The organism is Blastomonas sp. 34TW, from assembly GCF_059803595.1.
Map to the genome: position 1 here is coordinate 176,455 of NZ_JAPFGW010000002.1, position 23,615 is coordinate 200,069.

The 23,615-nt window shown below is 65.1% G+C and carries 26 protein-coding genes; 21 read left to right on the forward strand and 5 right to left on the reverse strand.

The genetic code is table 11. From position 1 onward, the window contains the following. The first annotated feature begins 85 nt into the window (after positions 1 to 85). From OPU69_RS04050 to OPU69_RS04060, 3 genes are all read left to right on the forward strand, one after another. Positions 86 to 613, forward strand: coding sequence for a DUF2141 domain-containing protein (locus OPU69_RS04050; RefSeq protein ID WP_060979432.1), 528 nt, complete (start codon positions 86 to 88; stop codon positions 611 to 613). A gap of 5 nt (positions 614 to 618) precedes the next feature. Continuing rightward, entirely contained in the window at positions 619 to 1,596 is a 978-nt protein-coding gene (locus OPU69_RS04055) for a diacylglycerol kinase family protein (protein ID WP_498509431.1), read from the forward strand. Positions 1,597 to 1,719: 123 nt separating this feature from the next. Then, positions 1,720 to 2,619 (forward strand): hypothetical protein, encoded by a 900-nt coding sequence (locus OPU69_RS04060; RefSeq protein WP_498509432.1) that lies wholly within the window; start codon positions 1,720 to 1,722, stop codon positions 2,617 to 2,619. Between the two features lie 143 nt (positions 2,620 to 2,762). On the opposite strand, the gene OPU69_RS04065 is transcribed toward OPU69_RS04060, so the two are convergent. The 3 genes from OPU69_RS04065 to OPU69_RS04075 all read right to left on the reverse strand — a co-directional run bounded on the left by OPU69_RS04065 (position 2,763) and on the right by OPU69_RS04075 (position 5,516). After that, positions 2,763 to 3,575 (reverse strand): flagellin N-terminal helical domain-containing protein, encoded by an 813-nt coding sequence (locus OPU69_RS04065; RefSeq protein ID WP_498509433.1) that lies wholly within the window; start codon positions 3,573 to 3,575, stop codon positions 2,763 to 2,765. 161 nt (positions 3,576 to 3,736) lie between these two features. Further along, positions 3,737 to 4,549 (reverse strand): flagellin N-terminal helical domain-containing protein, encoded by an 813-nt coding sequence (locus OPU69_RS04070; protein ID WP_498509434.1) that lies wholly within the window; start codon positions 4,547 to 4,549, stop codon positions 3,737 to 3,739. Between the two features lie 151 nt (positions 4,550 to 4,700). Next, positions 4,701 to 5,516, reverse strand: a complete 816-nt coding sequence (locus OPU69_RS04075) for a flagellin N-terminal helical domain-containing protein (RefSeq protein WP_498509435.1) — start codon at positions 5,514 to 5,516, stop codon at positions 4,701 to 4,703. Positions 5,517 to 5,851: 335 nt separating this feature from the next. On the opposite strand from OPU69_RS04075, the gene OPU69_RS04080 reads away from it, so the two are divergent. From OPU69_RS04080 to OPU69_RS04165, 18 genes are all read left to right on the forward strand, one after another. Further along, positions 5,852 to 7,159 (forward strand): sigma-54 interaction domain-containing protein, encoded by a 1,308-nt coding sequence (locus tag OPU69_RS04080; protein WP_498509436.1) that lies wholly within the window; start codon positions 5,852 to 5,854, stop codon positions 7,157 to 7,159. Positions 7,160 to 7,181: 22 nt separating this feature from the next. Then, positions 7,182 to 7,526: a flagellar hook-basal body complex protein FliE gene (gene fliE, locus OPU69_RS04085; RefSeq protein ID WP_060979441.1), complete on the forward strand. Its 345-nt coding sequence runs from the start codon at positions 7,182 to 7,184 to the stop codon at positions 7,524 to 7,526. 3 nt (positions 7,527 to 7,529) lie between these two features. Further along, a complete protein-coding gene (fliF, locus tag OPU69_RS04090) occupies positions 7,530 to 9,308 on the forward strand; it encodes a flagellar basal-body MS-ring/collar protein FliF (protein WP_498509437.1) in 1,779 nt (592 codons plus the stop codon). 13 nt (positions 9,309 to 9,321) lie between these two features. Next, positions 9,322 to 10,353: a flagellar motor switch protein FliG gene (fliG, locus tag OPU69_RS04095; RefSeq protein WP_060979464.1), complete on the forward strand. Its 1,032-nt coding sequence runs from the start codon at positions 9,322 to 9,324 to the stop codon at positions 10,351 to 10,353. After that, entirely contained in the window at positions 10,346 to 11,026 is a 681-nt protein-coding gene (locus OPU69_RS04100) for a FliH/SctL family protein (protein WP_498509438.1), read from the forward strand. Before fliG ends, OPU69_RS04100 begins: the two co-directional genes overlap by 8 nt. Positions 11,027 to 11,046: 20 nt before the next feature. Beyond that, positions 11,047 to 12,354, forward strand: a complete 1,308-nt coding sequence (locus OPU69_RS04105) for a FliI/YscN family ATPase (protein ID WP_498509587.1) — start codon at positions 11,047 to 11,049, stop codon at positions 12,352 to 12,354. Further along, entirely contained in the window at positions 12,351 to 12,776 is a 426-nt protein-coding gene (locus OPU69_RS04110; protein WP_060979444.1) for a hypothetical protein, read from the forward strand. Before OPU69_RS04105 ends, OPU69_RS04110 begins: the two co-directional genes overlap by 4 nt. Further along, positions 12,773 to 15,088, forward strand: a complete 2,316-nt coding sequence (locus tag OPU69_RS04115) for a flagellar hook-length control protein FliK (RefSeq protein ID WP_498509439.1) — start codon at positions 12,773 to 12,775, stop codon at positions 15,086 to 15,088. The genes OPU69_RS04110 and OPU69_RS04115 overlap by 4 nt, the downstream gene beginning before the upstream one ends. 39 nt (positions 15,089 to 15,127) lie before the next feature. Then, positions 15,128 to 15,694: a flagellar basal body-associated FliL family protein gene (locus OPU69_RS04120; protein ID WP_498509440.1), complete on the forward strand. Its 567-nt coding sequence runs from the start codon at positions 15,128 to 15,130 to the stop codon at positions 15,692 to 15,694. An 18-nt stretch (positions 15,695 to 15,712) separates the two neighbouring features. Beyond that, the gene (locus OPU69_RS04125) at positions 15,713 to 16,642 is read left to right on the forward strand and encodes a FliM/FliN family flagellar motor switch protein (RefSeq protein WP_060979446.1); all 930 of its coding nucleotides are present in this window, start codon (positions 15,713 to 15,715) and stop codon (positions 16,640 to 16,642) included. 5 nt (positions 16,643 to 16,647) lie between these two features. Continuing rightward, a complete protein-coding gene (gene fliN, locus OPU69_RS04130; RefSeq protein WP_498509441.1) occupies positions 16,648 to 16,998 on the forward strand; it encodes a flagellar motor switch protein FliN in 351 nt (116 codons plus the stop codon). Between the two features lie 75 nt (positions 16,999 to 17,073). Further along, on the forward strand, positions 17,074 to 17,427 hold the full coding sequence (locus OPU69_RS04135; protein ID WP_067512944.1) for a flagellar biosynthetic protein FliO: 354 nt from the start codon (positions 17,074 to 17,076) through the stop codon (positions 17,425 to 17,427). Next, positions 17,424 to 18,329, forward strand: a complete 906-nt coding sequence (gene fliP / locus OPU69_RS04140) for a flagellar type III secretion system pore protein FliP (protein WP_498509442.1) — start codon at positions 17,424 to 17,426, stop codon at positions 18,327 to 18,329. The genes OPU69_RS04135 and fliP overlap by 4 nt, the downstream gene beginning before the upstream one ends. Before the next feature lie 19 nt (positions 18,330 to 18,348). After that, positions 18,349 to 18,621 (forward strand): flagellar biosynthetic protein FliQ, encoded by a 273-nt coding sequence (locus OPU69_RS04145; protein WP_060979449.1) that lies wholly within the window; start codon positions 18,349 to 18,351, stop codon positions 18,619 to 18,621. After that, positions 18,618 to 19,400 (forward strand): flagellar biosynthetic protein FliR, encoded by a 783-nt coding sequence (gene fliR / locus OPU69_RS04150; RefSeq protein WP_498509443.1) that lies wholly within the window; start codon positions 18,618 to 18,620, stop codon positions 19,398 to 19,400. The genes OPU69_RS04145 and fliR overlap by 4 nt, the downstream gene beginning before the upstream one ends. Positions 19,401 to 19,404: 4 nt before the next feature. Next, a complete protein-coding gene (locus tag OPU69_RS04155) occupies positions 19,405 to 20,547 on the forward strand; it encodes an EscU/YscU/HrcU family type III secretion system export apparatus switch protein (RefSeq protein ID WP_498509444.1) in 1,143 nt (380 codons plus the stop codon). 61 nt (positions 20,548 to 20,608) lie between these two features. Then, positions 20,609 to 22,012 carry a flagellar filament capping protein FliD gene (fliD, locus tag OPU69_RS04160; RefSeq protein WP_498509445.1) on the forward strand — a complete coding sequence of 468 codons (1,404 nt, stop codon included), beginning with the start codon at positions 20,609 to 20,611 and terminating at the stop codon, positions 22,010 to 22,012. Positions 22,013 to 22,048: 36 nt separating this feature from the next. Next, positions 22,049 to 22,441, forward strand: coding sequence for a flagellar export chaperone FliS (locus OPU69_RS04165; protein ID WP_060979453.1), 393 nt, complete (start codon positions 22,049 to 22,051; stop codon positions 22,439 to 22,441). A gap of 16 nt (positions 22,442 to 22,457) precedes the next feature. On the opposite strand, the gene OPU69_RS04170 is transcribed toward OPU69_RS04165, so the two are convergent. Then, the gene (locus OPU69_RS04170) at positions 22,458 to 22,841 is read right to left on the reverse strand and encodes a limonene-1,2-epoxide hydrolase family protein (protein WP_498509446.1); all 384 of its coding nucleotides are present in this window, start codon (positions 22,839 to 22,841) and stop codon (positions 22,458 to 22,460) included. A gap of 81 nt (positions 22,842 to 22,922) precedes the next feature. After that, the gene (locus tag OPU69_RS04175; RefSeq protein WP_208598024.1) at positions 22,923 to 23,615 is read right to left on the reverse strand and encodes a COQ9 family protein; all 693 of its coding nucleotides are present in this window, start codon (positions 23,613 to 23,615) and stop codon (positions 22,923 to 22,925) included.

The window sequence follows — 23,615 nt, forward strand, 5'->3', positions numbered from 1 at the left end:
CATAAGCAGATGGTAAAGGGGGCTCATCAGCCTTGTCCGCGCCATCCGGAGCGGCACGGCTATAGCTTCTGGGATTGATTACGTCATGTTCAAAATTGCGGCAAAATCACTGGCTTGTCTGGCTGCGGGCGGCATCGCCTTCGCGGCCCTGACGCCTGTGGCGCATGCGCAGCGTCAGGAAATCGCCAACGACATGCGCAAATGCGCTGCCGGAGCCGACGGCCCGGCGGTGCATGTCGAGGTCAGCGGCTTCAAGGCCAATACCGGCCGCATCCGCGTGCAGGCCTATCCCGCCACCAAGGCCAGCTGGCTGGAAAAGGGCGCGTGGATCAACCGCATCGACACCGCCGTCGCCCCGCGCGGTGGCAAGATGAGCTTCTGCGTGCCGCTTCCGGCAACCGGCGCTTATGGCATCGCCGTGCGTCATGATGTCGATGGCAGCGGCAAATCCGGCTGGAACGATGGCGGCGGTTTCTCGAACAACCCCTCGCTCTCGCTGCTCAGCCTCAAGCCCTCTGCGGGCAAGACCGCCATCCGGGTGGGTCCCGGCGTTACGCGCATCCAGGTGGTCCTGAACTACCGCCAGGGGATGACGATCAAGCCGATAGGATGACCTGAATGACTCTCGTTGCGCTCATTTCCAATCCGCGCTCGACCGGCAACAAGGCGATGTTGCCGGCGGTGCGCGATTATTGCGCGCGCAACCCGGACATCTTCCATTACGAGGTGGAAGAGGTGCACCAGATTGCCGACGCGCTGCGCGCGATCGCGCTGGTCAAGCCGCGCGTGCTCGTGATCAATGGCGGCGACGGCACGGTGCAGGCGACGCTGACCGAACTCTACCATGGCGGCCATTTCGGCAAGTCGCCGCCGGCGGTCGCGGTGCTGCCCAACGGCAAGACCAACCTCATCGCGCTCGATCTGGGCGCGCGCGGCAAGCCGCTGCCGACGCTCGACCGCATCGTCGAGATCGCGCGCAATGACCTGGAAAGCCATATCGTGGTGCGCCAGCTCATCGCGCTGTCCGATGGCGAGGACGGGCGCCCGGTACTGGGCATGTTCATGGGCGGGGCCGGCCTTGCCGAGATCATCCTTTACTGCCGCCAGAAAATCTATCCGCTGGGCCTGCCCAATTCGATCAGCCATTTCATCGCGGCGATTGCGGGGCTGTTCACCATGCTGTTCGGGCTCACCGCCAAGTTCCTGCCGATCACGCGCTCGGCGTTGCGCATCTCCTATTTCCAGAAGGGCGAGCTCAACGGCAGCTTCCTGGTGGTGATGGTGACCACGCTGGAAAAACTACTGCTCGGCAGCCGCGCGGATAGCGGACCATCGCCGACCGGGCATCTCAAGTTCATCGCGGTCGAGCATAACCGCGCCGGGCTGACGACGATGCTGATCGACACGCTGATGGGCCGGTTCGGCACGCGGCGCGGGCGCGGCGTGCATCTGGCGCGCGAGGACATGATCCGCATCGACAGCGACCGCACGCGCAGCCGCGTGATCCTGGACGGCGAAATCTTCGAGGCGAGCGCGGGCAAGCCGATCATCCTACGTTCGACCGACCCGGTGCCGTTCCTGCGCCTGGCGGCTTGAGCTTTGCCCTACTGAACTATTTCGTCATTCCCGCGAACGCGGGAATCCCGCTAAAGACGCGATGCTTGCAAGAAAGCGGGACCCCCGCGTGCGCGGGGGTGACGAACACATTTGGACGATAGAGTGGACACCCTCAAATCCCTGATCGCCGCCGAGGCCCTGCAGCCGGTCGATCCGCGCGTCACCGACTTTGCGCGCGCGATCATCGCCCCGTTCGGCGAGACGGCGCGGGCGGTGATCTTCTACGGATCGTGCCTGCGCGAGGCGCAGCTCGACGGGTTGATGCTCGACTTCTACGTCATCGTCTCGGATTATGCGGCGGCCTATCGCGCGGCGAACAAGGCCGGGTGGGTGGCGCGCGCCAATGCGCTGATCCCGCCCAATGTCTTTCCGGCGGCGCATGACAATCTTGCCGCCAAATATGCGGTGCTGTCCGAGGCGGACCTGGCCAAGGCGTGCTCGATGCAGGCGGGCGATGTCTCGGTCTGGGCGCGCTTTGCCCAGCCGGTGCGAATTGTGTGGAGCGCCGATGCCGCAGCTGAGGCGCATGCGCTGGATGCGTTGTGCGCGGCGCCGGTGACGCTGCTGCGCCATGCCGCGCCGGTTGCCGACAGCGCCAGCGCCGATCCGCTGCACATCTGGCGCACCGGCTTCACCCGCACCTATGGCGCGGAACTGCGCGCCGAACGCGGCGACCGGCCTGACAAGGTGGTCGATTTCGCGCCTGATCATTATGCGGCGGTCGGCGCAGCGATTGCGCGCGAGGTGCCTGATCTGGCTGCTATGCCGCGCAAGGAGGCAGAAAACCGCTGGGCAAGTCTGCGGGCACGCGGCAAGCGGTTGACGGTCGCTCGGCTCGCCAAGGCGAGCTTCACCTTCGCCGGCGGCATCGATTATCTGGCCTGGAAGATCAACCGGCACGCGGGCACGCAGATCACGATCCGACCCTGGCAGCGCAAATGGCCGCTGGTCGCGGCGCTGTTCCTGGTGCCGAAGCTGCTGAAGAGCGGCGCGGTCAGATAGCGTCCGTGCGAAACGAAAAACCCCCCTTCCGGTCCATCCGGAAAGGGGGTTGATCGAATATCGGCTCAGGCCATTGAGTTGTCGGTAACGGCCGTTGCGTCTCCCCTACGGTCGAACCGCAGGTCGGTTCCGATCCGATGCAATTAACGGATCAGGCTGAGCACGCCCTGCTGGCTCTGGTTGGCCTGAGCCAGCATAGCGGTCGACGCCTGACTGAGGATCTGAGCCTTGGCGAGGTTGGTCGATTCTTCCGAGAAGTTGGCGTCCTGGATACGCGAGCGTGCTTCTGAGAGGTTAGTTGAGCGGTTGACGAGGCTCGACACGGTCGCCTGCAGACGATTCTGTCCGGCACCGAGCTTTGCCTGTGCGGTCGTCAGCGAGTTAAGGGCAGTGCCAAGCGCGGTAATTGCGGTCCGCGCGCCAGTATCTGTCGAAATGTCAACGGTACCAATGGCAAGATCGCCCACATCCACAGCGGTCAGATCGATGTCGATCTGGTCGGTTGCGTTGATGCCTGTCTGGATCTTCACAGTTCCAGTGGTGTCAAGCAGCTTGACACCGTTGAAATCGGTCTTAGTGGCAACTTCGGTGATCTGCGCCTTCAATGCGGTGACTTCCTGTTGCAGGTTGGCACGGTCCTCCGTGCCCAGGGTGCCGGTCGAAGACTGCACCGCCAGTTCGCGGATACGCTGCACCATGTTGGTGATCTCGTTCATACCGCCTTCAGCGGTCTGGACCAGCGAGATGCCGTCGTTCGCATTGCGAACGGCCTGGTTGAGGCCGCGGATCTGTGAGGTCATGCGGGTGGCAATCGAGTTGCCAGCGGCATCGTCGGCGGCGGAGTTGATGCGCTTGCCGGTAGACAAGCGGTCAATCGACTTCGACAGGCTGCTTTGCGCGGCGGTCGAAGCATTGGCAGCCCGAAGGGCTGAAACGTTCGTTCCAATTACGGTCATCGTAGTTTCCTTTCACTTCTTCCCTGCGACCGCCCCTTCTTCTACGGGGTGGCCTCAAGCACGTTGACGGCGGGGCTGACGGGCGATTAAGCGAAAAGCGTCAGTAAATTGGCGGCGCGTCATTTTTTTGACGGTCGCGCTCTTCAACCCGCCTACATTTCTTAACGGATCAGGCTAAGCACGCCCTGCTGGCTCTGGTTGGCCTGAGCCAGCATAGCGGTCGACGCCTGACTGAGGATCTGAGCCTTGGCGAGGTTGGTCGATTCTTCCGAGAAGTTGGCGTCCTGGATACGCGAGCGTGCTTCTGAGAGGTTAGTTGAGCGGTTGACGAGGCTCGACACGGTCGCCTGCAGACGATTCTGTCCGGCACCGAGCTTTGCCTGTGCGGTCGTCAGCGAGTTAAGGGCAGTGCCAAGCGCGGTAATTGCGGTCCGCGCGCCAGTATCTGTCGAAATGTCAACGGTACCAATGGCAAGATCGCCCACATCCACAGCGGTCAGATCGATGTCGATCTGGTCGGTTGCGTTGATGCCTGTCTGGATCTTCACAGTTCCAGTGGTGTCAAGCAGCTTGACACCGTTGAAATCGGTCTTAGTGGCAACTTCGGTAATCTGTGCCAAGAGCGCGGTAACTTCCTGTTGCAAGTTGGCACGGTCTTCCGTGCCCAGGGTGCCGGTCGAAGACTGCACCGCCAGTTCGCGCATGCGCTGCACCATATTGGTGATTTCGTTCATGCCGCCTTCAGCGGTCTGGACCAGCGAGATGCCGTCGTTCGCATTGCGAACGGCCTGGTTGAGGCCGCGGATCTGTGAGGTCATGCGGGTGGCAATCGAGTTGCCAGCGGCATCGTCGGCGGCGGAGTTGATGCGCTTGCCGGTGGACAGGCGGTCGATCGACTTCGACAGGCTCATCTGGGCCGAGGTCGAAGCATTGGCAGCGCGAAGCGCCGATATATTGGTTCCGATCACAGTCATCTCATATTCCTTTCGATGGTCGCTCGGTCCCTCCTAAGCGGCCTCGAATGGAATTAACGGCGGGCAATGACGGGCATTAAGTCAAAATCTGACCAAAGTTTTGACGCCCGTCATTTTTCCGACGATGCTGTTACTCGGTTGGTTCACTTTGTTATCCGCGAATCAGGGTCAATACGCCCTGCTGACTCTGGTTGGCCTGGGCCAGCATCGCAGTCGACGCCTGGCTTAGGATCTGCGCCTTGGCAAGGTTGGTCGATTCATCCGAGAAATTGGCGTCCTGTACTCGCGAGCGGGCTTCCGACAGATTGGTAGAGCGGTTGATCAAGCTCGATACGGTTGCCTGCAGTCGGTTCTGGCTGGCACCAAGACTCGCCTGGGCGGTCGATATATTGTTCAGCGCGGTATCGAGCAGGCCCAGCGCGGTGCTAGCGCCGGCGACGGTGTCGATGTCGATGGCAGCGATCAAAAGACCGGCTGTGGTTACGTTGGCTAGATCAATCGCAACCGTATCATTTGCCTCGATACCGGTCTGGATCAGAACCGGACCTGCCGTATTCAGAAGGGGAACGCCGTTGAAATCGGTTTTGTTTGCTACTGCATCGACCTGCTGTAGAAGTGCAGCCACTTCTTCCTGCAGGTTTGCACGATCAGGATCGCTCAGCGTGCCTGATGCCGACTGAACGGCGAGTTCGCGCATGCGCTGCAGCATATTGGTGATCTCGTTCATGCCGCCCTCGGCCGTCTGAGCCAGCGAGATGCCATCGTTCGCATTGCGGACGGCCTGGTTCAAGCCACGGATCTGTGAGGTCATGCGGGTGGCGATCGCGTTCCCAGCAGCATCGTCAGCGGCCGAGTTGATGCGTTTGCCGGTGGACAGGCGGTCCATGGCCTTGCCCAGCATGGCTTGGGCCGCGTTCGAGGCATTGGCAGCGCGGATGGCGCCGATATTCGTTCCGATAACAGTCATCAGTCTTTCCTTTCGCTTGGTCAATCTTGCGGCGCACTGCTTCTGTCAGCGGCCTCGACATGGTTAACGGCACGGTTGGAAAGCCATTAAGAAGTTTTCACACACCTTTCGAACAGGTTGTCATTTGGCCGACAGCCGTCAATTTCTTGACGCCTAGGCCGGGCAAAACCCGTCAATTTTTTGGCAGGGATGCCTTGCCTTATATATATAGGGGGGTGTGGGCGGCCATTTTCTGCCGTTTTCCCGATTTGGCACGGCGATTGCTTTGCTTTGGACCTGCGGGGGCCAGTGTAACGGCTGGCCAACGCGATCCATTAAGTCGGGGGACTGAAAAAATGATCGAATGCACTATCAGCGAGGCGGTTCGCGAAAATCTGCCCATGCTGGAAAGCTGGCTCGCATCGGCCTGGATCAAGCCGGTTGCCGCAGGTGCTGCGACCGTGCAGACCGCCAAGGTGCTGATGGCCGCGGAAATCGCGTCGGCCAGCCATCGTGACATTCTCATCGATTTTCGCGACGGCGCACCGTCGCTCGTCCGCGCTGCCAACGGCCTGCCCGCGCGCATCGCTTTCGGCTTCGACGACATGGCGCTGGGACTGGCGCTGGTGGCAGAACTGCTGCGCGCCGGACGCGGCCCCGCCGTCGGCGAACCGGCCATGGCCAAGCTGATGGGCTATGCCGCCCGCATCGCACGCAGCGAGGCTGCGGTGCTGATCCAGGGCGAAACCGGCACCGGCAAGGAAGGCATGGCCCGGCTGGTGCATGACGAAAGCCCGCGCGCCAAGGGTCCGTTCATCGCGGTCAACTGCGCCGCTCTCCCCGAAACCATGGTCGAGGCCATCCTGTTCGGCCACAAAAAGGGTGCCTTCACCGGCGCGTCGGCTGATGGCGAGGGCCTGTTCCGCGCGGCCGATGGTGGCACATTGTTCCTCGACGAAATCACCGAGCTGCCGCTGGCGCTCCAGGCCAAGCTGCTGCGCGCGCTGCAGGAAGGCGAAGTCCTTCCCGTCGGCGAGACCCGCGCGGTCAAGGTCGATGTCCGCATCGTCACCGCCGCCAACCGCGACGCGGCCGAGCTGGTCGCCGCCGGCGAATTCCGCGAAGACCTTTACTGGCGCCTCAACGTGATGCCGATCGCACTCCCCCGCCTTGCCGATCGTCGTCAGGATGTCCGCGCCATTGCCGGCGCCATGCTGCTGCGCATGCAGAATGCCGGTGACGACTTTGCCTGGCTGAGCGCCGAAGCGCTCGAAACGCTGCAGGCGCACCAGTGGCCCGGCAATGCCCGCGAGCTGGGCAACGTGCTGCAGCGCGCGCTGGTATTGCGCGAAGGCGATTGCATCGAGGCTGAAGATCTGGGCCTTGCCCCCGTCCGCCTGTTCACGCCCGCTCCGGTCCAGCCCGTCGCCGCACCGCAGATCAGCACGCCGCGTGCCGATCCGGTGCCTGCCGCCGGTTCTGCCCGCCTGATGCGCGGCAGCGATCTGCACAGCCTGTCGCGCGCGGTCGAGCATGACGCGATCCAGCGCGCGCTCGACGAGAATGGCGGCAACCGCCGCGAAACCGCCAAGATGCTCGGCATCTCCGAACGCACCCTGCGCTACCGCCTCGCCAATATGCGCGAGCTGGCAGCCGCAGCCTGATCGATAACGGGAAACAGAACCCATGAGCACCAATATCAGCAGCTCGATCATGGCCGCGCGCAACGCCATTCTGCAACAGAACAGCGCGCTGCAGCAGATCAGCAAGAAATCCCCGATGCTGGGCACCGAGCCGACCGAGACCCGGACGGACGGCTTTTCGGGCACGCTCAAGACCGCGCTCGACCAGGTCAACCAGGTGCAGCACGCCTCGTCCGAGGCCGCGACCGCCTATGAAATGGGCCAGACCACCGACATCGCGGCGGTGATGATGGCCAAGCAGAAGGCGTCGATCGGTTTCGAAGCGACGCTGCAGGTCCGTAACAAATTGCTGTCCGCCTATCAGGACATCATGAACATGCCGGTGTAATCCATGTCCGACATCACCATCACCCCCAATAATGTCGACGGATCCGCTCCGGCCGTGATCCCCGGAAGCCCCGGCGCAGGTGCCGGCGCGCGTGTGCTCAACGGCACCGCGATCCCGGCCCAGGTCCGCAATTTCATGAGCCAGCCGGCGGTGTCCAAGGCGATGCCGCTGGTCGGCTTTCTGGGCGTCGTGCTGCTTTCGGTGCTCGCCTGGGCAGCCTTGCGCGAACCGCCGCAGCGCGATCTGTTCCGTGGCCTGCCCGATAGCGACAAGGCAGCGGTGATCGCCGCGCTCGACAGCTCGACCATCCCGTACAGCTTCGAGGAAAGCTCGGGCACGATCATGGTCTCCGAAGATGATTACCACAAAGCCAAGATCGCGCTCGCCGCGCAGGGCCTGCCCAAGAGCGCGCCGAGCGGTGACGAGCTGATCTCGTCGATGCCGATGGGGGCCAGTCGCGCGGTGGAGAATGAAAAGCTCCGCGCCGCGCGCGAGCTCGATCTGGCGCGCAGCATCGAGGCGATGGAATCGGTGGTCTCGGCACGCGTCCATCTCGCGGTCGAACCGCCCAGCGTGTTCATCCGCGACCGCAACGAGCCGGCCGCCTCGGTCGTGCTCCAGCTCGCCAATGCCGGACGCCTGCCCGAATCGCAGGTCCAGGCGATCATCCATCTCGTCGCCAGCTCGGTCCCCGGGCTGTCGGCCGACAATGTCTCGGTCGTCGACCAGAATGGCCGCCTGCTCTCGGGCGATGGCAAGAGCGGCATGAACGGCGTGGAACAGCAGATCGAGATGAAGGAAGCGATCGAGGAGCGCTATCGTCGGCAGCTCAACGCGCTGCTGACCCCGGTTCTGGGCGCCGGCAATTTCGTTGCCGAGGTCTCGACCGAGATCAACATGACCGAGCGCCAGGCGACCACCGAAAGCTTCCCTGCCGATGAAGCGCGGGTGAAGAGCGAGCAGACGTCGATCTCGACCGAGACCAGCCCTGCTCCTGCCGGAGGCGTCCCCGGCGCGCTGGCCAACCAGCCGCCCGCCGATCCCACGGTTACGCCGCAGGCCGGTGGCCAGCTGGCCGGCGCAGAAGCCGCCCCTCCCGGTGCACCGACCACGCGCAACGAGCAGACCAACCGCAATTTCGAACTGGGTCGCCAGATCGCGGTGACCAAGGAGCCTTCGGGCAAGGTCACCCGCATTTCGGTCGCCGTCGCGGTCAAGAACCTGCCCGGTGGCAAGGAACGCAGCCCGCAGGAAATCGCGGCCATCGAGGCGCTGGTCAAGGGCGCGATCGGCTTCGACACTGCGCGCGGCGACCAGGTCGCGATCTCGTCGCGCAATTTCGAGCCGGTCACCAAGGTCGAGGAGCCGTTCTACGAAGCCAGCTGGTTCAACATGGTGGTGCGCAACGTTTCCGCGCTGCTGGTGGCGCTCGCCCTGATCTTCGGCATCGGCCGCCCGCTGCTCAAGCGCTACACCCGCCAGAAGGCCGACGAGAAGGCCGCGGCAGATGCAGTCAAGGCGGCGGAAACCGGCGAACTGCTGTCGCAGGCGCTGGGAACCGACGGCAAGGACGCGAACGGTGCCTCTGGTGGTGCGGCTGCCCGCACGCCGAAGGAAAACGAACCGGTCACGCTCGACATGATCAATGCCGCTTCGACCTATCAGGAGCGCGCGCTGCTGATCCAGAATTTCGTCCGGCAGAATCCCGACCACGCCACTCTGGTGGTCCGTGAGCTGCTGAAGGGCAATGCCGACGCTGGCAAGGAGCCTGCCAATGCCTGATGTTCTCGACACCATGACCGAAGAGGGCGGTGCCGCCGCTCCCGCACGGCGCCCGATCCCCGGCCAGCAGGCTGCCGCGATCCTGATGCTGCTGTTCTCCGAAGAGCAGGCCGCCGAGATTCTCGCCCGGCTGGAGCCCGAGGAAGTCCGCCAGCTCAGCGAGATGATGTACACCGTCGCCGATATCGGTGCCGAGGACATCAACGAAGTGCTCGATATGTTCATCGACAAGGCGCGCAACCGCACGATGCTGGGCTACAAGGCCGAAGAGCAGATCGAGGGCATGCTGAAGCGCGCGCTGGGCGACCGCCGTGCCGAGACGATGCTGACCAAGATCGCGCCGAAAAAGGCCGGTGGCGGGCTCGAGGCGCTCAAGTGGATGGACCCGGTCGAGATCGCGCTGCTGGTCGAGCATGAGCATCCGCAGATTGCTGCCGTGGTGCTGTCGTTCCTCAAGCCCGAAATCGCCGCCAATGTGCTGCAGCTGCTGCCCCCCGAGGCGCAGGAGGACGTCGTCTTCCGTCTGGCGACGCTGGGGCCGGTCAGCCCCGAAGCCGTCGAGACGATCGAGGCTCTGCTGGTCAACCAGGCCGGAGCACCGCGCAGCGGCGGCGGCGCGTCGTCCTCGGGCGGCACGTCCGATGCGGCGGCGATCATGAACATCATCAACAAGCGCGAAAGCCAGCGCATCATCAAGGCGGTGACCAAGCGCGACAAGGATATTGCCCGGCGGATCGAGGACGAGATGTTCGTCTTTGCCGATCTTATCCGGCTCGATGCCAAGGATCTCGGCACGCTGGTGCGCGGGCTCGAATCCAAGCTGCTGGTGCCTGCGCTCAAGGGTGCCGAAGACAAGCTGCGCGACAAGATGTTCGGCTGCATGTCGAGCCGCGCGGCGCAATCGATCGCCGACGAAATCGCCGATCGCGGCCCGATGCCGATGTCCGAGGTGCTCGAGGCGCAGCGTGCGGTCATCCAGGTGGCCAAGCGCATGGCCGATGCCGGCGATATCGTGATCGGCGGAGGCGGCGACGAATATGTCTGATCGCCCGATCTCCATCACGCCCACCGGCGAGGCGCAGTTCATGCCGGTCTGGCAGATGCAGCCCGCCGCCAGCGCCTTCCGTCCGTCGCCGATCTTCTCGTCGATGGCCGACCTTGCCGAAGCCGAGCTTCATGCCGAGCCGATGGATTTCGGCGAGGAAGACGGGTTCGATGGCGATCTGATGGTCGAGACCGGCCCGTCGCAGGACGAGCTGCTGGTCCAGGCCTATGAACAGGGCGTTGCCGATGGCATCGCCCAGGCCCAGGCCGAGATGCAGGCGAGCGACGCTGCGACCCAGGCCCTGGCCCAGGCGATCACCGCGCTGCGCCCGCAGCTGTCGCAAGGGCTGTGCGCGATGCTGCTGCATGCAATGAAGCAGATGCTCGAACGCTCGAGCGGATTTGCCGAACCCGACGCTGCTGTGCTCGAAAGGCACTGCCGCTCGCTTGCCACGCTCGTCACCCGCGACATGCGCGGCAGTGCGCTGCACCTTCACCCCGATGACCTCAAGCTGCTCGGCGATGCCGAATGCGGACTGGCGCTCACCGCCGATCCGTCGATCCGCCGGGGGACGGTATCCCTGAATCACGCCGATGGCTGGATCGAGCAGGGCACCCAGCCGATGCTCGACGCTCTGCAGGGCCTGATCGACGATCTGGAGGGCGACCAGTGATCGCGGCGCAGGAAGAGGCGGTGCGCCAGTTCACCGACAAGATCGCCGCGCTCGAGGCAGGCCCGCGCCGCGTCGGCCGACTGGTCGCGCATGAAGGCGGCATGCTCGAAGTCACCGGCTTCGACTATCCGATCGGCTATGGCGGATCGGTGCGCGCCGCCGATGGCCGCCGCATCCGCGCCGAGATCGCGGGTTTCCGCGGTTCGCGCGCGATGATGGTGCCGCTGGAAAGCGATGCCGCGCTGCGCAGCGGCGCGCGCGTCGAGCCCGATGCCCAGGCGAACATGGCCGTGGTCGGCGATGCGCTGCTCGGCCGGATCATCGGCCCGATGGGCGAGCCGCTCGATGGGCTGGGGCCGATCATCGCGCATGACCGCTGGCCGCTTGCGGGCAAGCGCGAGAATGTGCTCAACCGCGGGCGCGTCACCAAGACCATCGACCTTGGCGTGCGCGCGATCAACGCGCTGCTGACCGCAGGCCATGGCCAGCGCATTGCGGTGGCGGCCGGTTCGGGCGTCGGCAAATCGGTTCTCATCGGCCAGATCATCGGCTTTGCCGAGGCGGACGTGATCGTCGTCGGGCTGATCGGCGAGCGCGGCCGCGAAGTCAGCGATTTCGTCGAGACCAAGATGTCCGGACCGATGAAGTCGCGCACGGTCACCGTCGCGGTCCCAGCGGACCACAGCCCGATCCTGCGCCTGCGCGCCGCCTTCCGCGCGACCGCGATCGCCGAATATTTCCGCAAACAGGGCAAGAAGGTCCTGCTCATCATCGACAGCCTCACCCGCGTCGCACATGCGCAGCGCGAGATCGGCCTGGCGCTGGGCGAGCCGCCGACGATGAAGGGCTATCCGCCTTCCGCACTCGCGCTGATCCCCAAGCTGGTCGAGCGCGCGGGCAATGACAAGGAAAGCGGCGGATCGATCACCGCGCTCTATACCGTGCTCGCCGATGGCGACGATCTCGACGACCCGGTGGTTGATGGCGCACGCGCGATCGTTGACGGGCACATCATCCTGTCGCGCTCGATGGCCGAGCAGGGCATCTTCCCCGCGATCGATATCGGCAAGTCGCTGAGCCGCGTCGCAACCGACATCATCACCGACGAGCATCGCCGCGCGATGGCGAATTTCCGCCGCATCTGGTCTGCCTATGAGGAAAATCGCGATCTGCTGCTGATGGGCGCGTATCGCGAGGGATCGGACGCCAATGTCGACGAGGCGGTGGCGCGCCGCCCCGATCTGCTGGCGTTCATCCGCCAGGGACCGCACGACCGGATCGATCTCGACGAAAGCGTCGCTGAACTGCTGCAGAGCTTCGGCACATGAGCCTGAAGCCCAAATCCTGGAAGCGCGTGCATGCGGTGCGCGAGGCGCAGGTCAAGCTCGCCATCGGTGCGGCGGCCACGGCGCAGCGCAACGAGGCGGTGCTGCTGAACAATGCCGAGCGCCTGAAGCGCTTGCGCGACAATGCGTTCGATGCCGGGCATTGCCAGAACGGTGCGGCGCTGCACGCGCAGCTCGAGCTCGCGCAGCGGCTGATCCGCGCCGATGGCGAGATCAACGTGGCATTGGGGCGGGCGCGGCAAGCGCTTGCCCAGGCAGAGCGGCAACGCACTGCCGCCTATATCGACCGTGAAACCACATCCAAGCTGCTGGGCAGGGCCATCGCGGCGGCGGACGAGACCGCCGAGCGCAAGGCCGCGCGCCTGCCGCTCAAGAGAAAATATCCCAAGGAGGCAGAGGAATGAGCCAGGACATGATGCAGGCCCTTTCAGGGTCGTCGCTGCTTTCGCTTTCAATTGGCACGCTTCCTGCTGTCAAACCGGGCATGAACCTCGACGCCAACCCCTTTGCCAGCCAGCTGGCGCTGATGACCGGAACGGATGCTGCCGTTCCGGGCATGATCGCGCCTGTCGCGGTCGCGCAGGGGGCGGGCGAGGGTGCCTTTGCCGCAACGCTCGCCGATCTGGGCGAACCCGCACCGGCAGCAGCGCCGTCCGCCGAGCCTGCTCAGCCGGTGCTGCCCCAGCCAGCCAAGTTGGCCGTCGCGCTCCAGGCGCCGGTCGTCGTCGCGCTTCCCGAAGAGGCGAGCACCTCGCAGCTGATCGAGGCGGCGCTGAGCGGTGCTGCCACCATCACCCAGGCCCCGCGCGCGTACGATATGCCGCGCACGGCGCCGACCGTAACACTGCCGCCGGAAGATGCCGACGCTGCAGCCCTGCCCGAACAGGCCAAGGCGCAACCGGCGCTGACGGTTCAGCCGCTGCCGCACGCATCGGATGTGCCGCATCTCAGGAATCTGATCCGCGCTGATGCCCCGATGCCGATCCGGGCACAGATCGAGGCCGACGCCGAAACCGAGGCGGCTGTTGCTGCACCCGCCAGCCCTGTCGCAGCACATCTCCGCGAGCCGGTTGAGCGCGCCGACACGTCCGTCGCCGGCGAAACCTTGCCGTTGCAGGCTCCGGTCATCGCTGTCGCACCGGTGGCGCCGCGCCGCGAAGCGCCGGTGACCGATCTGGAGACGACCGGCATCGCCGCGGATGCTTCACTCGAAGCGCCGCGCCACGCAGCCGCACCGCAGGTCGCGGCAACGCCGCGGCAGACCGCCGATAATGACCGGCCCACGATCATCACGCCCCAGGCTGTTGCTGCTCAGCCGCAATCGGCTGCAGGCCTGGTCGCGCCCACGCTCGTCGTCCCGGCCGCCGACAAGGCTCAGCCGAGCCTGGCAGCGCCTGCGGCTGCACAGCCTGAAGTGACGTCCGAAGCGCCGCATGTGCGCAAGACGAGGATCATGCGCGAAACGGTCGAGCCGGTTCAGTCCAATGGATCCGATGCGCCGATCGTCACCGCAGGTCCGGCGACCGTTGCCCAGACCGCCCCCGTGGCAAGCGAGCCTGCGCCCCTGGCCGCAACTGCTCCGGCCGCGACCAAGCGCGCCGTCGCCGATCGTGCACCCGTTCGCCCATCGGTGGCCCGGACAGAGGCCGCCCCCGCTCCGATCGCACCGCAGTCGCTCGAGACACAGTCCGCAGCGCAGCCGGTCATGGCGCAGGCACCGGTTGAGGCCGCTGCAGCGCAGCCCGTTGTCGAAGCCAGCCAGATGGTCGGCGAGACACTTGCTGCTGGTGACAGCGCCCCCGCCGCTGCAACCCAGCCTCTGGCGGCCAGCACGCCAGCAACCGCGCGTCCGCTGCCGAATGCCGCTGCGCCTATCGAATCGCGCCAGCAGGCGACCGCACCGCAAGTGACCGTACCGACGGCGACCGCGCCCGATGCCTCGCGTGTCGCGCAGGCCGCGCCGATGGCCATGGCCGCCCCGGCTCAGCCGCAGGCGCCGCGTCCGCAGGCCAGCGCGCCTGTGCGCCGCACGCTCGACACGGCCGTACAGGCGCCGCGCTCCGCCGATCTGCGCTCCGCTATCATGGAGCGTACCGAAGCGTCCATCGAATCCGCCGTCTCCAGCCTGGCGGCCGAGCCCGCCGCACCGATCGTGAGCGAAGCCGTGCCCCCTGCCTGGGCCGCGGCGCTCAACGCGGTCAACGCACAGACCCAGCCAGTGACCGGCGCTGCCGCGCCGCAGGCCGCCGCGCAGACGCAGCTTCCGGTGCACAATCTCGCCTTTGATGCGGGCTTTGTCGTCGGGATCGAAAGCCAGATCGCGAAGCTGGTCGATGGCGGGCAGATGGTGAAGATTCAGGTCATGCCCGAGCATCTCGGCCGTATCGATATCGAGATGCTCGCCGGACCCGAGCGCGACCAGGTGCGCATCGTCACCGAGCATGACGCGGTCCGCGACACGCTGGTCAGCTCGCAGCACCGGCTCGAACAGGACCTGCGCAGCAACGGCCAGCGCAACACCGAAGTGACCGTCGAACTGCGCGAGCAATCGCCGGGTACGCAGAACGGATCGGCGCAGCAGCAACAGCAGCGCGGCCAGTCGGGCGCTGAAAGCGCCTCTGCCCGCGACGCCGCACAGCGCCAGCCATCCGCCGAACAGACGTCCGACGCCAATCCGGCACCGCGCCGCCCGCGCGGAAACGTCCGCTACGCCTGATTTTTTGAATGCATGAAATTCTCTTGAGGGAACCGAGAAATGGCTGAAACCGAAAAGGAACCGAAAAAGAAGGGCGGCATGGCCAAGAAGCTGCTCATTCCGCTTGTCGCCGTGCTGGTGCTCGGCGGTGGCGGCGCGGCTGCAGGCTTTTTCGCTGCCGGAATGATCGGCGGCGGCGAGCATGAAGACCCCAATGCGCCCAAGGTGGTGCTGAAGGACGGCACGACCGTGTCTGCCAAGGCGGCCGGGCTGAAGCAGGTCGCCTCGGGCAGCCATCTCGATGCCAAGTTCAAGGTCACCTATCTGCCCATCGAGGAGCCGTTCACCGCCAATCTGCGCGGCGGCGGCGGCTTTGCCCAGATGTCGCTCGCGGTCTCGACCTATTTCGACGAGAAGGTTCCCGCCGCGTTGACCGAGCACAATATCGCGATCCGATCGGCGATCCTGATGGCGATCAGCGATTTCGACCCGATCCAGCTCGAGACGATCGAGGGCAAGGAGCAGCTCAAGGGCCAGCTCAAGAAGGTGATCAATGACGTGCTGGTCGACAAGACCGGATTTGCCGGCGTCGAGGACGTCTATTTCACCAGCTTCGTGGTCCAGTAAGCCAAGGCCTTTGATCCGATGAGCAGCAGCGAACTTCTTGATGGTGCAGAGGGCATGGCCACAGGTCCGGCCGAGCGCCGCCTGGCCGAGCACAGCTTTGCCAAGGCCGATGCCGACCAGAAGACGGTCGTGCCGGTGCTGCGCCGCGTTGCGCGATCGCTCTGCGCGGGCCTGCGCCATGCGCTCGAGCCGATTGCCGGGGTCAAGCTGCGCGTCGATGCGCCCGATGCCGAATTCACCCAGTTCGATGTCTGGTGCGACCGCCAGGCCGAGCTGGTCAGCATCAGCCAGTTCCAGCTCGCGCCGATGCAGGGCCGCGTGCTGCTCAAGATGGAGCCGGTGTTCGTTTCGGCGATGCTCGACGCGTTCTTCGGCGGCGCACCGCGCGAGATGGCGTCGCCCAAGAAGGAATTCACCCAGACCGACATCCGCCTGATCGGCCGCATCGCGCGCGTGATCGGCGAGCGGCTGGGCGCATCATGGAACGAGGTCGGCAATTTCGCCTGCCATGCCGCAGGCCATTCGACCACGGTCGACGGCGCGCGCATCGCCGCGCCGCTGGCGCGCATGGTGGTGCAGCGCTTCCGCATCACGCTGCCCGATAATATCCGCTACGAGCTTGAGCTGGTCTATCCGCTCGACGGGCTGCAGGCGGCCGAACAGTGCCTGACGCCCGCCGGGATTGCCGACGACCAGATGCCCGATCCGGCCTGGCGCGACCAGATGAGCCAGGCGCTGGCGCATGTCACGCTGCCCGTGCGCTCGGTGCTGGCACGCCCCGTGCTCACCCTGCCGCAGCTTGCCGAACTCAAGCCCGGCGACATCATTCCCATTCCACCGGCGCGCAACCTGCCGCTGATCATCGGCGACCGCATTTTCGCACGCGGCAGCCTGGGTGAACAGAACGGCCTGGCCGCGTTCCGCATCGAAACCATAGAAAGAGGATAAGCCCCATGAGCGACATGACCGAAGCACCGATGCTGGGCGCACCGGCAGAGCCTTTCGACATGGGCGGCAACGGATTGCACGAGGCGGCAAATCATTACCGCTTTCTCGCTGACATCCCCGTGCGCCTGTCGGTAGAGGTCGGCAGCGCGTCGCTGCGCCTCGCCGAAATCATGGAGCTTTGCGAAGGATCGGTGGTCGAGCTCGACCGCCAGGCCAATGACCTGCTCGACATCAACGTAAATGGCACGCTGGTTGCAAGAGGGGAAGTCGTGACCATCGATGGCCGGTTCGGAATCCGGGTGGCCGAGGTGGTGTCGAAGAGCGTCGGCCACGCACGGGTCGAACGGCGCATCTGACCGGACTGCTCCAGTCCCCGTCGCCCGCGCCGGATCATCCGGCGGCACGGCACAGGGAATTGGAAGCGGACCGGAATGACCTATTACATCATCAAACTGCTGATCATGCTGCCGGTGATGGGCGGCATGATCTATGGCAGCCTCTGGCTCTACCGCAAATACCAGCCCGGCATGATGGCCCGGCTCGACATGGCCGGCCCGCAGCGCGAGCTCAAGGTCACCGAGACGGTCAGCATGGGCGTTTCGGGCAAGCTCGCCGTGGTCGAGTTTGCCGGACAGAAAATCCTGCTTTCGGTAACGCGCGCGCGGATCGACACGATCGCCAGCGCGGATGCCGGAACCGGTCCGGCCAGCGCTAACCTCCCCCCGGCGGCGCTGGCCGGACATAATCGCGATCTGCTGGCCGCCCTGCGGGAGCGCGGCGCATGATCGTGGCAAGATCTCCTGGCCGTTTCCTCGCCATCGTCATTGCGGCGCTGGCGATGCTCCTGGCCACCCCTGCCATGGCCCAACAGGCCCCCGCGCCAGCAACCCCCACCGCTGCCGTGACTGGCCAGGCCGCGCCCGCCGCACCGGCTGCGAACGCCACCACCACGGCAACCCCGCCGCCCGCCGAACGCGCCACCGGCTCGGCCACCGGCACCCCCGGTGCGTCCGAGGCGCTCAGCCAGGCGCTCGATGATGTCGCGGGCAATGGCAAGCCGCTCACGCTCAGCCTGCAGATCCTGGTCGTCATGGGTCTGCTCACCATCCTGCCGTCGATGGTGCTGATGATGACCAGCTTCACGCGCATCATCATCGTGCTGTCGATCCTGCGCCAGGCGCTGGGCCTGCAGCAGACGCCGCCCAACCAGGTGCTGATCGGCCTGGCGCTGTTCCTGTCGATGTTCGTGATGGCCCCCACCTTTACCCAGATCAACGATCGGGCGGTCGCACCCTATGCCGCCGACACGATCGAGCTGGAAACCGCGATCCAGATCTCGGGCGAGGAATTCCACAAGTTCATGATCAAGCAGACGCGTCAGACCGACCTCAAGCTGTTCATGGACATGGCCAAGGCCAAGCCGGTCGCCGCGCCGAAAGACATTCCCTTCTCGATCCTGCTGCCGGCGTTCGTCACCAGCGAGCTCAAGACCGCGTTCCAGATCGGCTTCATGATCTTCCTGCCGTTCCTGGTGATCGACCTGGTCGTCGCCTCGACGCTGATGGCGCTGGGCATGATGATGCTGTCGCCCACGATCATCTCGATGCCGTTCAAGCTGCTGCTGTTCGTGCTCGTCGATGGCTGGGCGCTCACCATGGGCTCGCTCGCCGGATCGTTCGTGAACTGACGCCAGGACGGAAACGGACATGGAACAGACCGACTATTTCATTGGCCTGGCGCAGCAGACGCTGTGGATCACGGCCCTGGCCTCGGCCCCGCTGCTGATCCCCGCGCTGCTCGTGGGCGTGCTGCTCGGCATGGTCCAGGCGGCAACCTCGATCAACGAGGCGACCTTGAGCTTCGTGCCCAAGCTCGTGGTGCTCGGCGTCATCCTCGCGCTGTTCGGCGGGTCGATCCTGTACCTGATCGCCGATTTCACCGTCGAGATGTACAGCCGCATTCCGGATCTGCTGCTGTGATCGCACCGGGCTTTGCCGGCGTCGAAGCGCAATTGTGGATCTGGATCATGGCGATGATCCGGCCCGGCGCGGCGTTGATGGCAGCCCCCGTTTTCGGTGCGACCTCGGTTCCGCTCCAGGTGCGCATCATCCTGTCGGCGATGATCGGCATCGCCGCGACCAACAGCGCCACCATCAACCTGCCCGACACGACGCTGGTGAGCTATACGGGCTTCCTGTTCATCATCGGCGAGATCGTCTGCGGCGTCGCCATCGGCTTTGCGCTGCAGATCGGTTATTCCGCCGCCTTCGTCGCGGGCGAGCTGATCAGCAACGCGATGGGCCTGGGCTTTGCCTCGATGGCCGATCCGCAGAGCGGCCAGTCGAGCCCCGTGATCGGCAGCTTCCTGTCGATCATCGCGGTGCTGCTGCTGCTCGCGATCGACGGGCATCTGATGCTGATCGCGATCATCGTGCGCAGCTATGAGGCGCTGCCGCCGGGCGATGCGATGCTCTCGCCCCGGCTGATCATGGACCTGGTCGAGTTCGGCGCGATGCTGTTCTCGATGGGGCTGGTGATCGCGCTGCCGGTGGGTGCGGCGCTGATCATCGTCCAGCTGGTCATGGCGATGCTCGCGCGCTCGGCGCCGCAGCTCAACCTCTTTTCGGTCGGCATCCCCGTGGCGGTGCTGGCCGGCATCGTGCTGCTCGCGATCGCGGCGCCGGTGCTCGCCGATGGCGTGATGCGCGCAATGGAAACCGGGCTGGAACAGTCCGAAGTCATGGCAGGGGAGGGCTGACGCAATGGCAGACGGCCCATCCGGTGGCGGCGAAAAAACCGAACTCCCGACAGAGAAGCGGCTCAGGGAGTCGCGGGAAAAGGGTGATGTCCTCCAGTCCAAGGAGCTTGGCACCGCGATGGTCATCATCGGCGGCACGATGGCCTTCGTGCTGTTCGGAGAGATGATGGTCGGATCGATCGCCGGAATGCTGCGCGCCGCCCTGGTGTTCGATATCTATCAGGCGACCGATTTCAATGTCGGCCAGCGCACGCTGAGCCTGCTCGTCCCGCTCGCCCTGCCGTTTGGCGGGCTGTTCGCGTTCCTGCTGGTCGCCTGTATCGCGACGCCTGCTGCGCTGGGCTCGCTCGGCTTTCGCTGGAGCGCCATTCAGCCCAAGGCATCGAAGATGAACCCGATGTCGGGCCTCAAGCGCATGTTCGGCACGCACGGACTGATCGAGCTGGTCAAGTCGATCGCCAAGGTGGCGCTGATGGGCACGATCGGCGTGGTGATGGTCATGTCGATGCTGCCGCAAATGGCGCAGCTGGGCCATGGCGACGTGCGCCAGGGGATAGCCGCGTTCGGCGACCTGTTCTCGATGACCCTGATGGCGATGGCGGGCGCACTCGGCCTGATCGCGCTGATCGACGTTCCCGCGCAATGGTTCCAGCGCAACCAGAAGCTGATGATGACCAAGCAGGAGGTCAAGGACGAGCACAAGGAGGTCGAAGGCTCGCCCGAGCTCAAGCAGGCGGTGCGCCAGAGGCAGTACGAGGTGCTCAACGGATCGACCCGCAAGGCGGTCGAGGATGCGACCGTTCTGCTGGTCAACCCGACGCATTTCGCGATCGCGCTGCGCTATGACCGCGAGCGCGACCCCGCCCCGGTGGTGTTGGCGCGCGGGCGCGGGGCGATCGCCCAGGCCATGCGCGAACTGGCGATGGAGCGCGGCCTCACGATCCTGCGCTATCCGGAGCTTACCCGTGCGATCTACTTCACGTCCAAGCCCGGCCAGATCATCGACGAGCGGCTGTATCTGGCCGCCGCGACGCTGCTCGCTTTCGTTTTCCGCATCAACGAGAAGATGGATGTGGGCTTCGGCCAGCCCGAACTCGACGTGCCCAGCGACCTGCGTTTCGACATGGACGGCAAGCCGCAGAAATGAGTCGGAAAAGGCCTTAAGCCCGCCCGCACCTCGCCGTTAATCCTTTCAGAAGGAACTGGTGATGGTCACGAATAGCGGAATTTCCAACGTCATTACCGGCTTTACCGGTGTCAACAGCGCCCAGCTGGTCAACGATCTCGTCACGGCCCAGCTGGAGCCGAAACAGTCGGATGTCCGCAACCGGCAGAACCTGAACCAGGCGCGCATTTCCGCGCTCGCTTCGGCCTCATCGGCGCTCGAGACCTTTTCCAAGGCGCTGGGTGAAGTGCTCAACGGCCGCCAGCTGACCGGCAATCTCGTTTCGACGCGCGGCGATCTGGTCGCCGCCAGCTTCATCCCCGGGCAGAAGCCGCAGGGCCTGCCCGCCACGGTGCAGGTCAGCCAGCTCGCCGCCGCGCAGAGCATGGTTTCGGCCAGCAGCTTTGCCAGCACCAGCTCGACGGTCGGCGAAGGATCGCTGACCATCACGACCTCGGCAGGCAGCTTCAACGTCACCATCGATTCGACCAACAATTCGCTCGGTGGCCTGCGCGACGCGATCAACGCGACCAACAGCGGTGTCACCGCCAGCATCGTCACCGACAACAGCGGTTCGCGGCTGGTGATGCGCGGCAGGGAAGGCGCTGCCAACAGCTTCACCGTCACCGGATCGGGCGGCGCGGCAACGCTCGATGCCTTTGCCTTTCCCCCGGCCGGCGGCGCGGGCATGAACTCGGTCACCACGGCGCGCGACAGCATCATCAACGTCAACGGCATCGAGCTGACCAACGCCAGCAACCAGATCGACACCGCCGTTCCCGGCGTGCGCATCAACCTGCTCGCGGCGGCGCCCGGCACCAATGTCGTGATCAGCGGCGACCAGCCGACCTCGTCGGTCAAGGATATCGTCAACGAATTCGTGAAGGCCTATAACGATTTGCGCGGCGCGCTGAATTCGGCGACGGCGCCGGGTCTCGATGGCGCGAGCGGCGGTCCGTTGGCCGGCGAACGCGCCGCGCGCGACATGATGCGCTCGATGGCCTCGCTGACCACCACGCAGCTTACCGACACCGGCACCTATCGCTCGCTCGCCGATATCGGCGTCAGGACCAACCGCGACGGCACGCTGACGCTGGATTCGGTCAAGTTCGACCGCGCCCTCGCTGCCGACCCCGAAGGCATTGCCCGGATGCTCGAACCTGCGACGCCGACCGCAGGCAATCCTGGCCTCGCCAAGGCGTTCGAGGACGTGAAGACCGCGCTCAAGGCACCCAACGGCTCGCTGACCGGCGCGCAGAACCGCCTGAACAAGATCGCCTCCGACCTCACCAAGATGATGGAGAAGGTCGAGGAGGACAGCGACAAGTATCGCGAGCAGCTCGAAAAGACCTTCGCCGCCATGGACCGCCAGCTCACCGTGCTGCGCTCTACCCAGAGCTATATCGAGCAGCAGGTGTCCGTCTGGACCAATAGCGGCGACAACTGAGACAACCAAAACACATAGAATGACAAGGAAAACCGCATGAGCTTCATCTCTCCGCGTCGCCACATGGGCAGCTATCAGGCCGTCGATACGGTCAGCCGTGTCGAGGGCGCCAGCCCGCACCAGCTGGTCGTCATCCTGTTTGACGAGCTGCTGCTGCGGCTCGATGCGGCGATCCGTCATGCCCAGCGCGGCGAGGCGGTGCCGATGATCCAGGCCCGCGCCCGCGCATCGGCCATCGTCATCGCGCTGGAAGAGAGCCTCGACTTCGAAAAGGGCGGCGAACTCGCGCTCGCGCTCGCCCGCATCTATCGCGAAGCCAGCCGCCGCATCAACGCTGCCATGAGCCCCGACAAGGTCGACGTACTGATGTCCGCGCGCCAGATGCTCGCCGAGATCGCCGAAGCCTGGAAGCGCATCGCGCCGAAATGAGGGGCTTGCCGCAGGATTATCCTGTCGGCCATTCCGACAGGATGGTCGCGACATCGAAATAGTCGCGCCAGTAGCGGATTTGTCCGTCCTCGATCTCGAACACGCCCGTCACCGGCAGCTCGACCCATTTGTCGGCGAGCCGGTGCCGGTCCAGCCGCTCGAGCATCACCACATTGCCATCGACCGCCGAGCGCAAAACGCGAAACTCGTTCTCCAGCGTCGGCGAGAAAAATGGTTGCAGCACCGCCCGGATGCCATCGGGTCCATGCACTGTCCCGAGCGGCGGCGGATTGATATATTCGCAATCCGGCGCGACCCTTTGCAGCGCGGTGTCATAGTCGAGCGGTTCCATCGCCTTCAGAAAGGCGAGGGCGACGGCGAGCGGATCGGTATTGGACATGCGACGGATCTCCTGCAGCTGAGCCGTCAGGGTGCCGCGGTCAGCGACGCAAGGCCATTACGTCGCACGTCATGCGCGAGATTATCGCGCCGGGTAACGCAACCGGCCCAGAAAGCGCGACAGGCTCAGGCTCTCGCCCTTGTTCGTCCATTTCGCCTTGGCCTTTTCGAACTGCATAACATTGTCGATGCGGCGTTCGAGGAACGCGTGGGTGTCGGCGAAATCGGGGCTTTCGTCGTCGAGAAACGCCATGAGCGTCGAGCCATAGACGCCCGACAGGATCATGCGCTTGGTATAGTGGTTGTAATCGGTGGCGGTATCGCCCGCGAGTCGCCACATCAGGTCCGCCGTGCGCCAAGAGATGCGCGCGGTACGGGCGAGATTGGCGGGCAGCGCCATGATCGCAGTCGCGCGGCGCAGCGCCTCGCGCTGGTGCGCCACCGCCTCGAAGCGGAAGGCGACGAGCGCGCGGATGCGCTCGCGAATCTTCATCGCGGCGATGCGCTCGGGCGGGAAAGCCTCGATCATCTGCGCGTCGATATGGCCAATCCAGGCATCGATCATGTCCATCGGGCCCTTGTCGAAGGCGAGCGTCGCCAGCCCTGCTTCCACGCCCTGTGCAGCGGCGGCGGCATCGCGCGCGGTCGGCGTCCAGCCATCGAATACGGCTTCGTCAGCGATGAAGGGCGGCAGGAACTGGCGCACCTCGTCCATCGTCGGGTCGGCGGGCAGGGTATCGAGCTTGGTCGGGCGGTACATCGCGGGTGCCTCCAT

Coding starts and splice junctions, on each gene's coding strand:
- OPU69_RS04050 (WP_060979432.1), top strand. CDS start 86: ATGTTCAAAATTGCGGCAAAATCACTGGCTTGTCTGGCTGCGGGCGGC.
- OPU69_RS04055 (WP_498509431.1), top strand. CDS start 619: ATGACTCTCGTTGCGCTCATTTCCAATCCGCGCTCGACCGGCAACAAG.
- OPU69_RS04065 (WP_498509433.1), bottom strand. CDS start 3,575: ATGACCGTAATTGGAACGAACGTTTCAGCCCTTCGGGCTGCCAATGCT.
- OPU69_RS04070 (WP_498509434.1), bottom strand. CDS start 4,549: ATGACTGTGATCGGAACCAATATATCGGCGCTTCGCGCTGCCAATGCT.
- OPU69_RS04075 (WP_498509435.1), bottom strand. CDS start 5,516: ATGACTGTTATCGGAACGAATATCGGCGCCATCCGCGCTGCCAATGCC.
- OPU69_RS04080 (WP_498509436.1), top strand. CDS start 5,852: ATGATCGAATGCACTATCAGCGAGGCGGTTCGCGAAAATCTGCCCATG.
- fliE (WP_060979441.1), top strand. CDS start 7,182: ATGAGCACCAATATCAGCAGCTCGATCATGGCCGCGCGCAACGCCATT.
- fliF (WP_498509437.1), top strand. CDS start 7,530: ATGTCCGACATCACCATCACCCCCAATAATGTCGACGGATCCGCTCCG.
- fliG (WP_060979464.1), top strand. CDS start 9,322: ATGACCGAAGAGGGCGGTGCCGCCGCTCCCGCACGGCGCCCGATCCCC.
- OPU69_RS04100 (WP_498509438.1), top strand. CDS start 10,346: ATGTCTGATCGCCCGATCTCCATCACGCCCACCGGCGAGGCGCAGTTC.
- OPU69_RS04110 (WP_060979444.1), top strand. CDS start 12,351: ATGAGCCTGAAGCCCAAATCCTGGAAGCGCGTGCATGCGGTGCGCGAG.
- OPU69_RS04115 (WP_498509439.1), top strand. CDS start 12,773: ATGAGCCAGGACATGATGCAGGCCCTTTCAGGGTCGTCGCTGCTTTCG.
- OPU69_RS04120 (WP_498509440.1), top strand. CDS start 15,128: ATGGCTGAAACCGAAAAGGAACCGAAAAAGAAGGGCGGCATGGCCAAG.
- OPU69_RS04125 (WP_060979446.1), top strand. CDS start 15,713: ATGAGCAGCAGCGAACTTCTTGATGGTGCAGAGGGCATGGCCACAGGT.
- fliN (WP_498509441.1), top strand. CDS start 16,648: ATGAGCGACATGACCGAAGCACCGATGCTGGGCGCACCGGCAGAGCCT.
- OPU69_RS04135 (WP_067512944.1), top strand. CDS start 17,074: ATGACCTATTACATCATCAAACTGCTGATCATGCTGCCGGTGATGGGC.
- fliP (WP_498509442.1), top strand. CDS start 17,424: ATGATCGTGGCAAGATCTCCTGGCCGTTTCCTCGCCATCGTCATTGCG.
- OPU69_RS04145 (WP_060979449.1), top strand. CDS start 18,349: ATGGAACAGACCGACTATTTCATTGGCCTGGCGCAGCAGACGCTGTGG.
- OPU69_RS04155 (WP_498509444.1), top strand. CDS start 19,405: ATGGCAGACGGCCCATCCGGTGGCGGCGAAAAAACCGAACTCCCGACA.
- fliD (WP_498509445.1), top strand. CDS start 20,609: ATGGTCACGAATAGCGGAATTTCCAACGTCATTACCGGCTTTACCGGT.
- OPU69_RS04165 (WP_060979453.1), top strand. CDS start 22,049: ATGAGCTTCATCTCTCCGCGTCGCCACATGGGCAGCTATCAGGCCGTC.
- OPU69_RS04170 (WP_498509446.1), bottom strand. CDS start 22,841: ATGTCCAATACCGATCCGCTCGCCGTCGCCCTCGCCTTTCTGAAGGCG.
- OPU69_RS04175 (WP_208598024.1), bottom strand. CDS start 23,615: ATGGAGGCACCCGCGATGTACCGCCCGACCAAGCTCGATACCCTGCCC.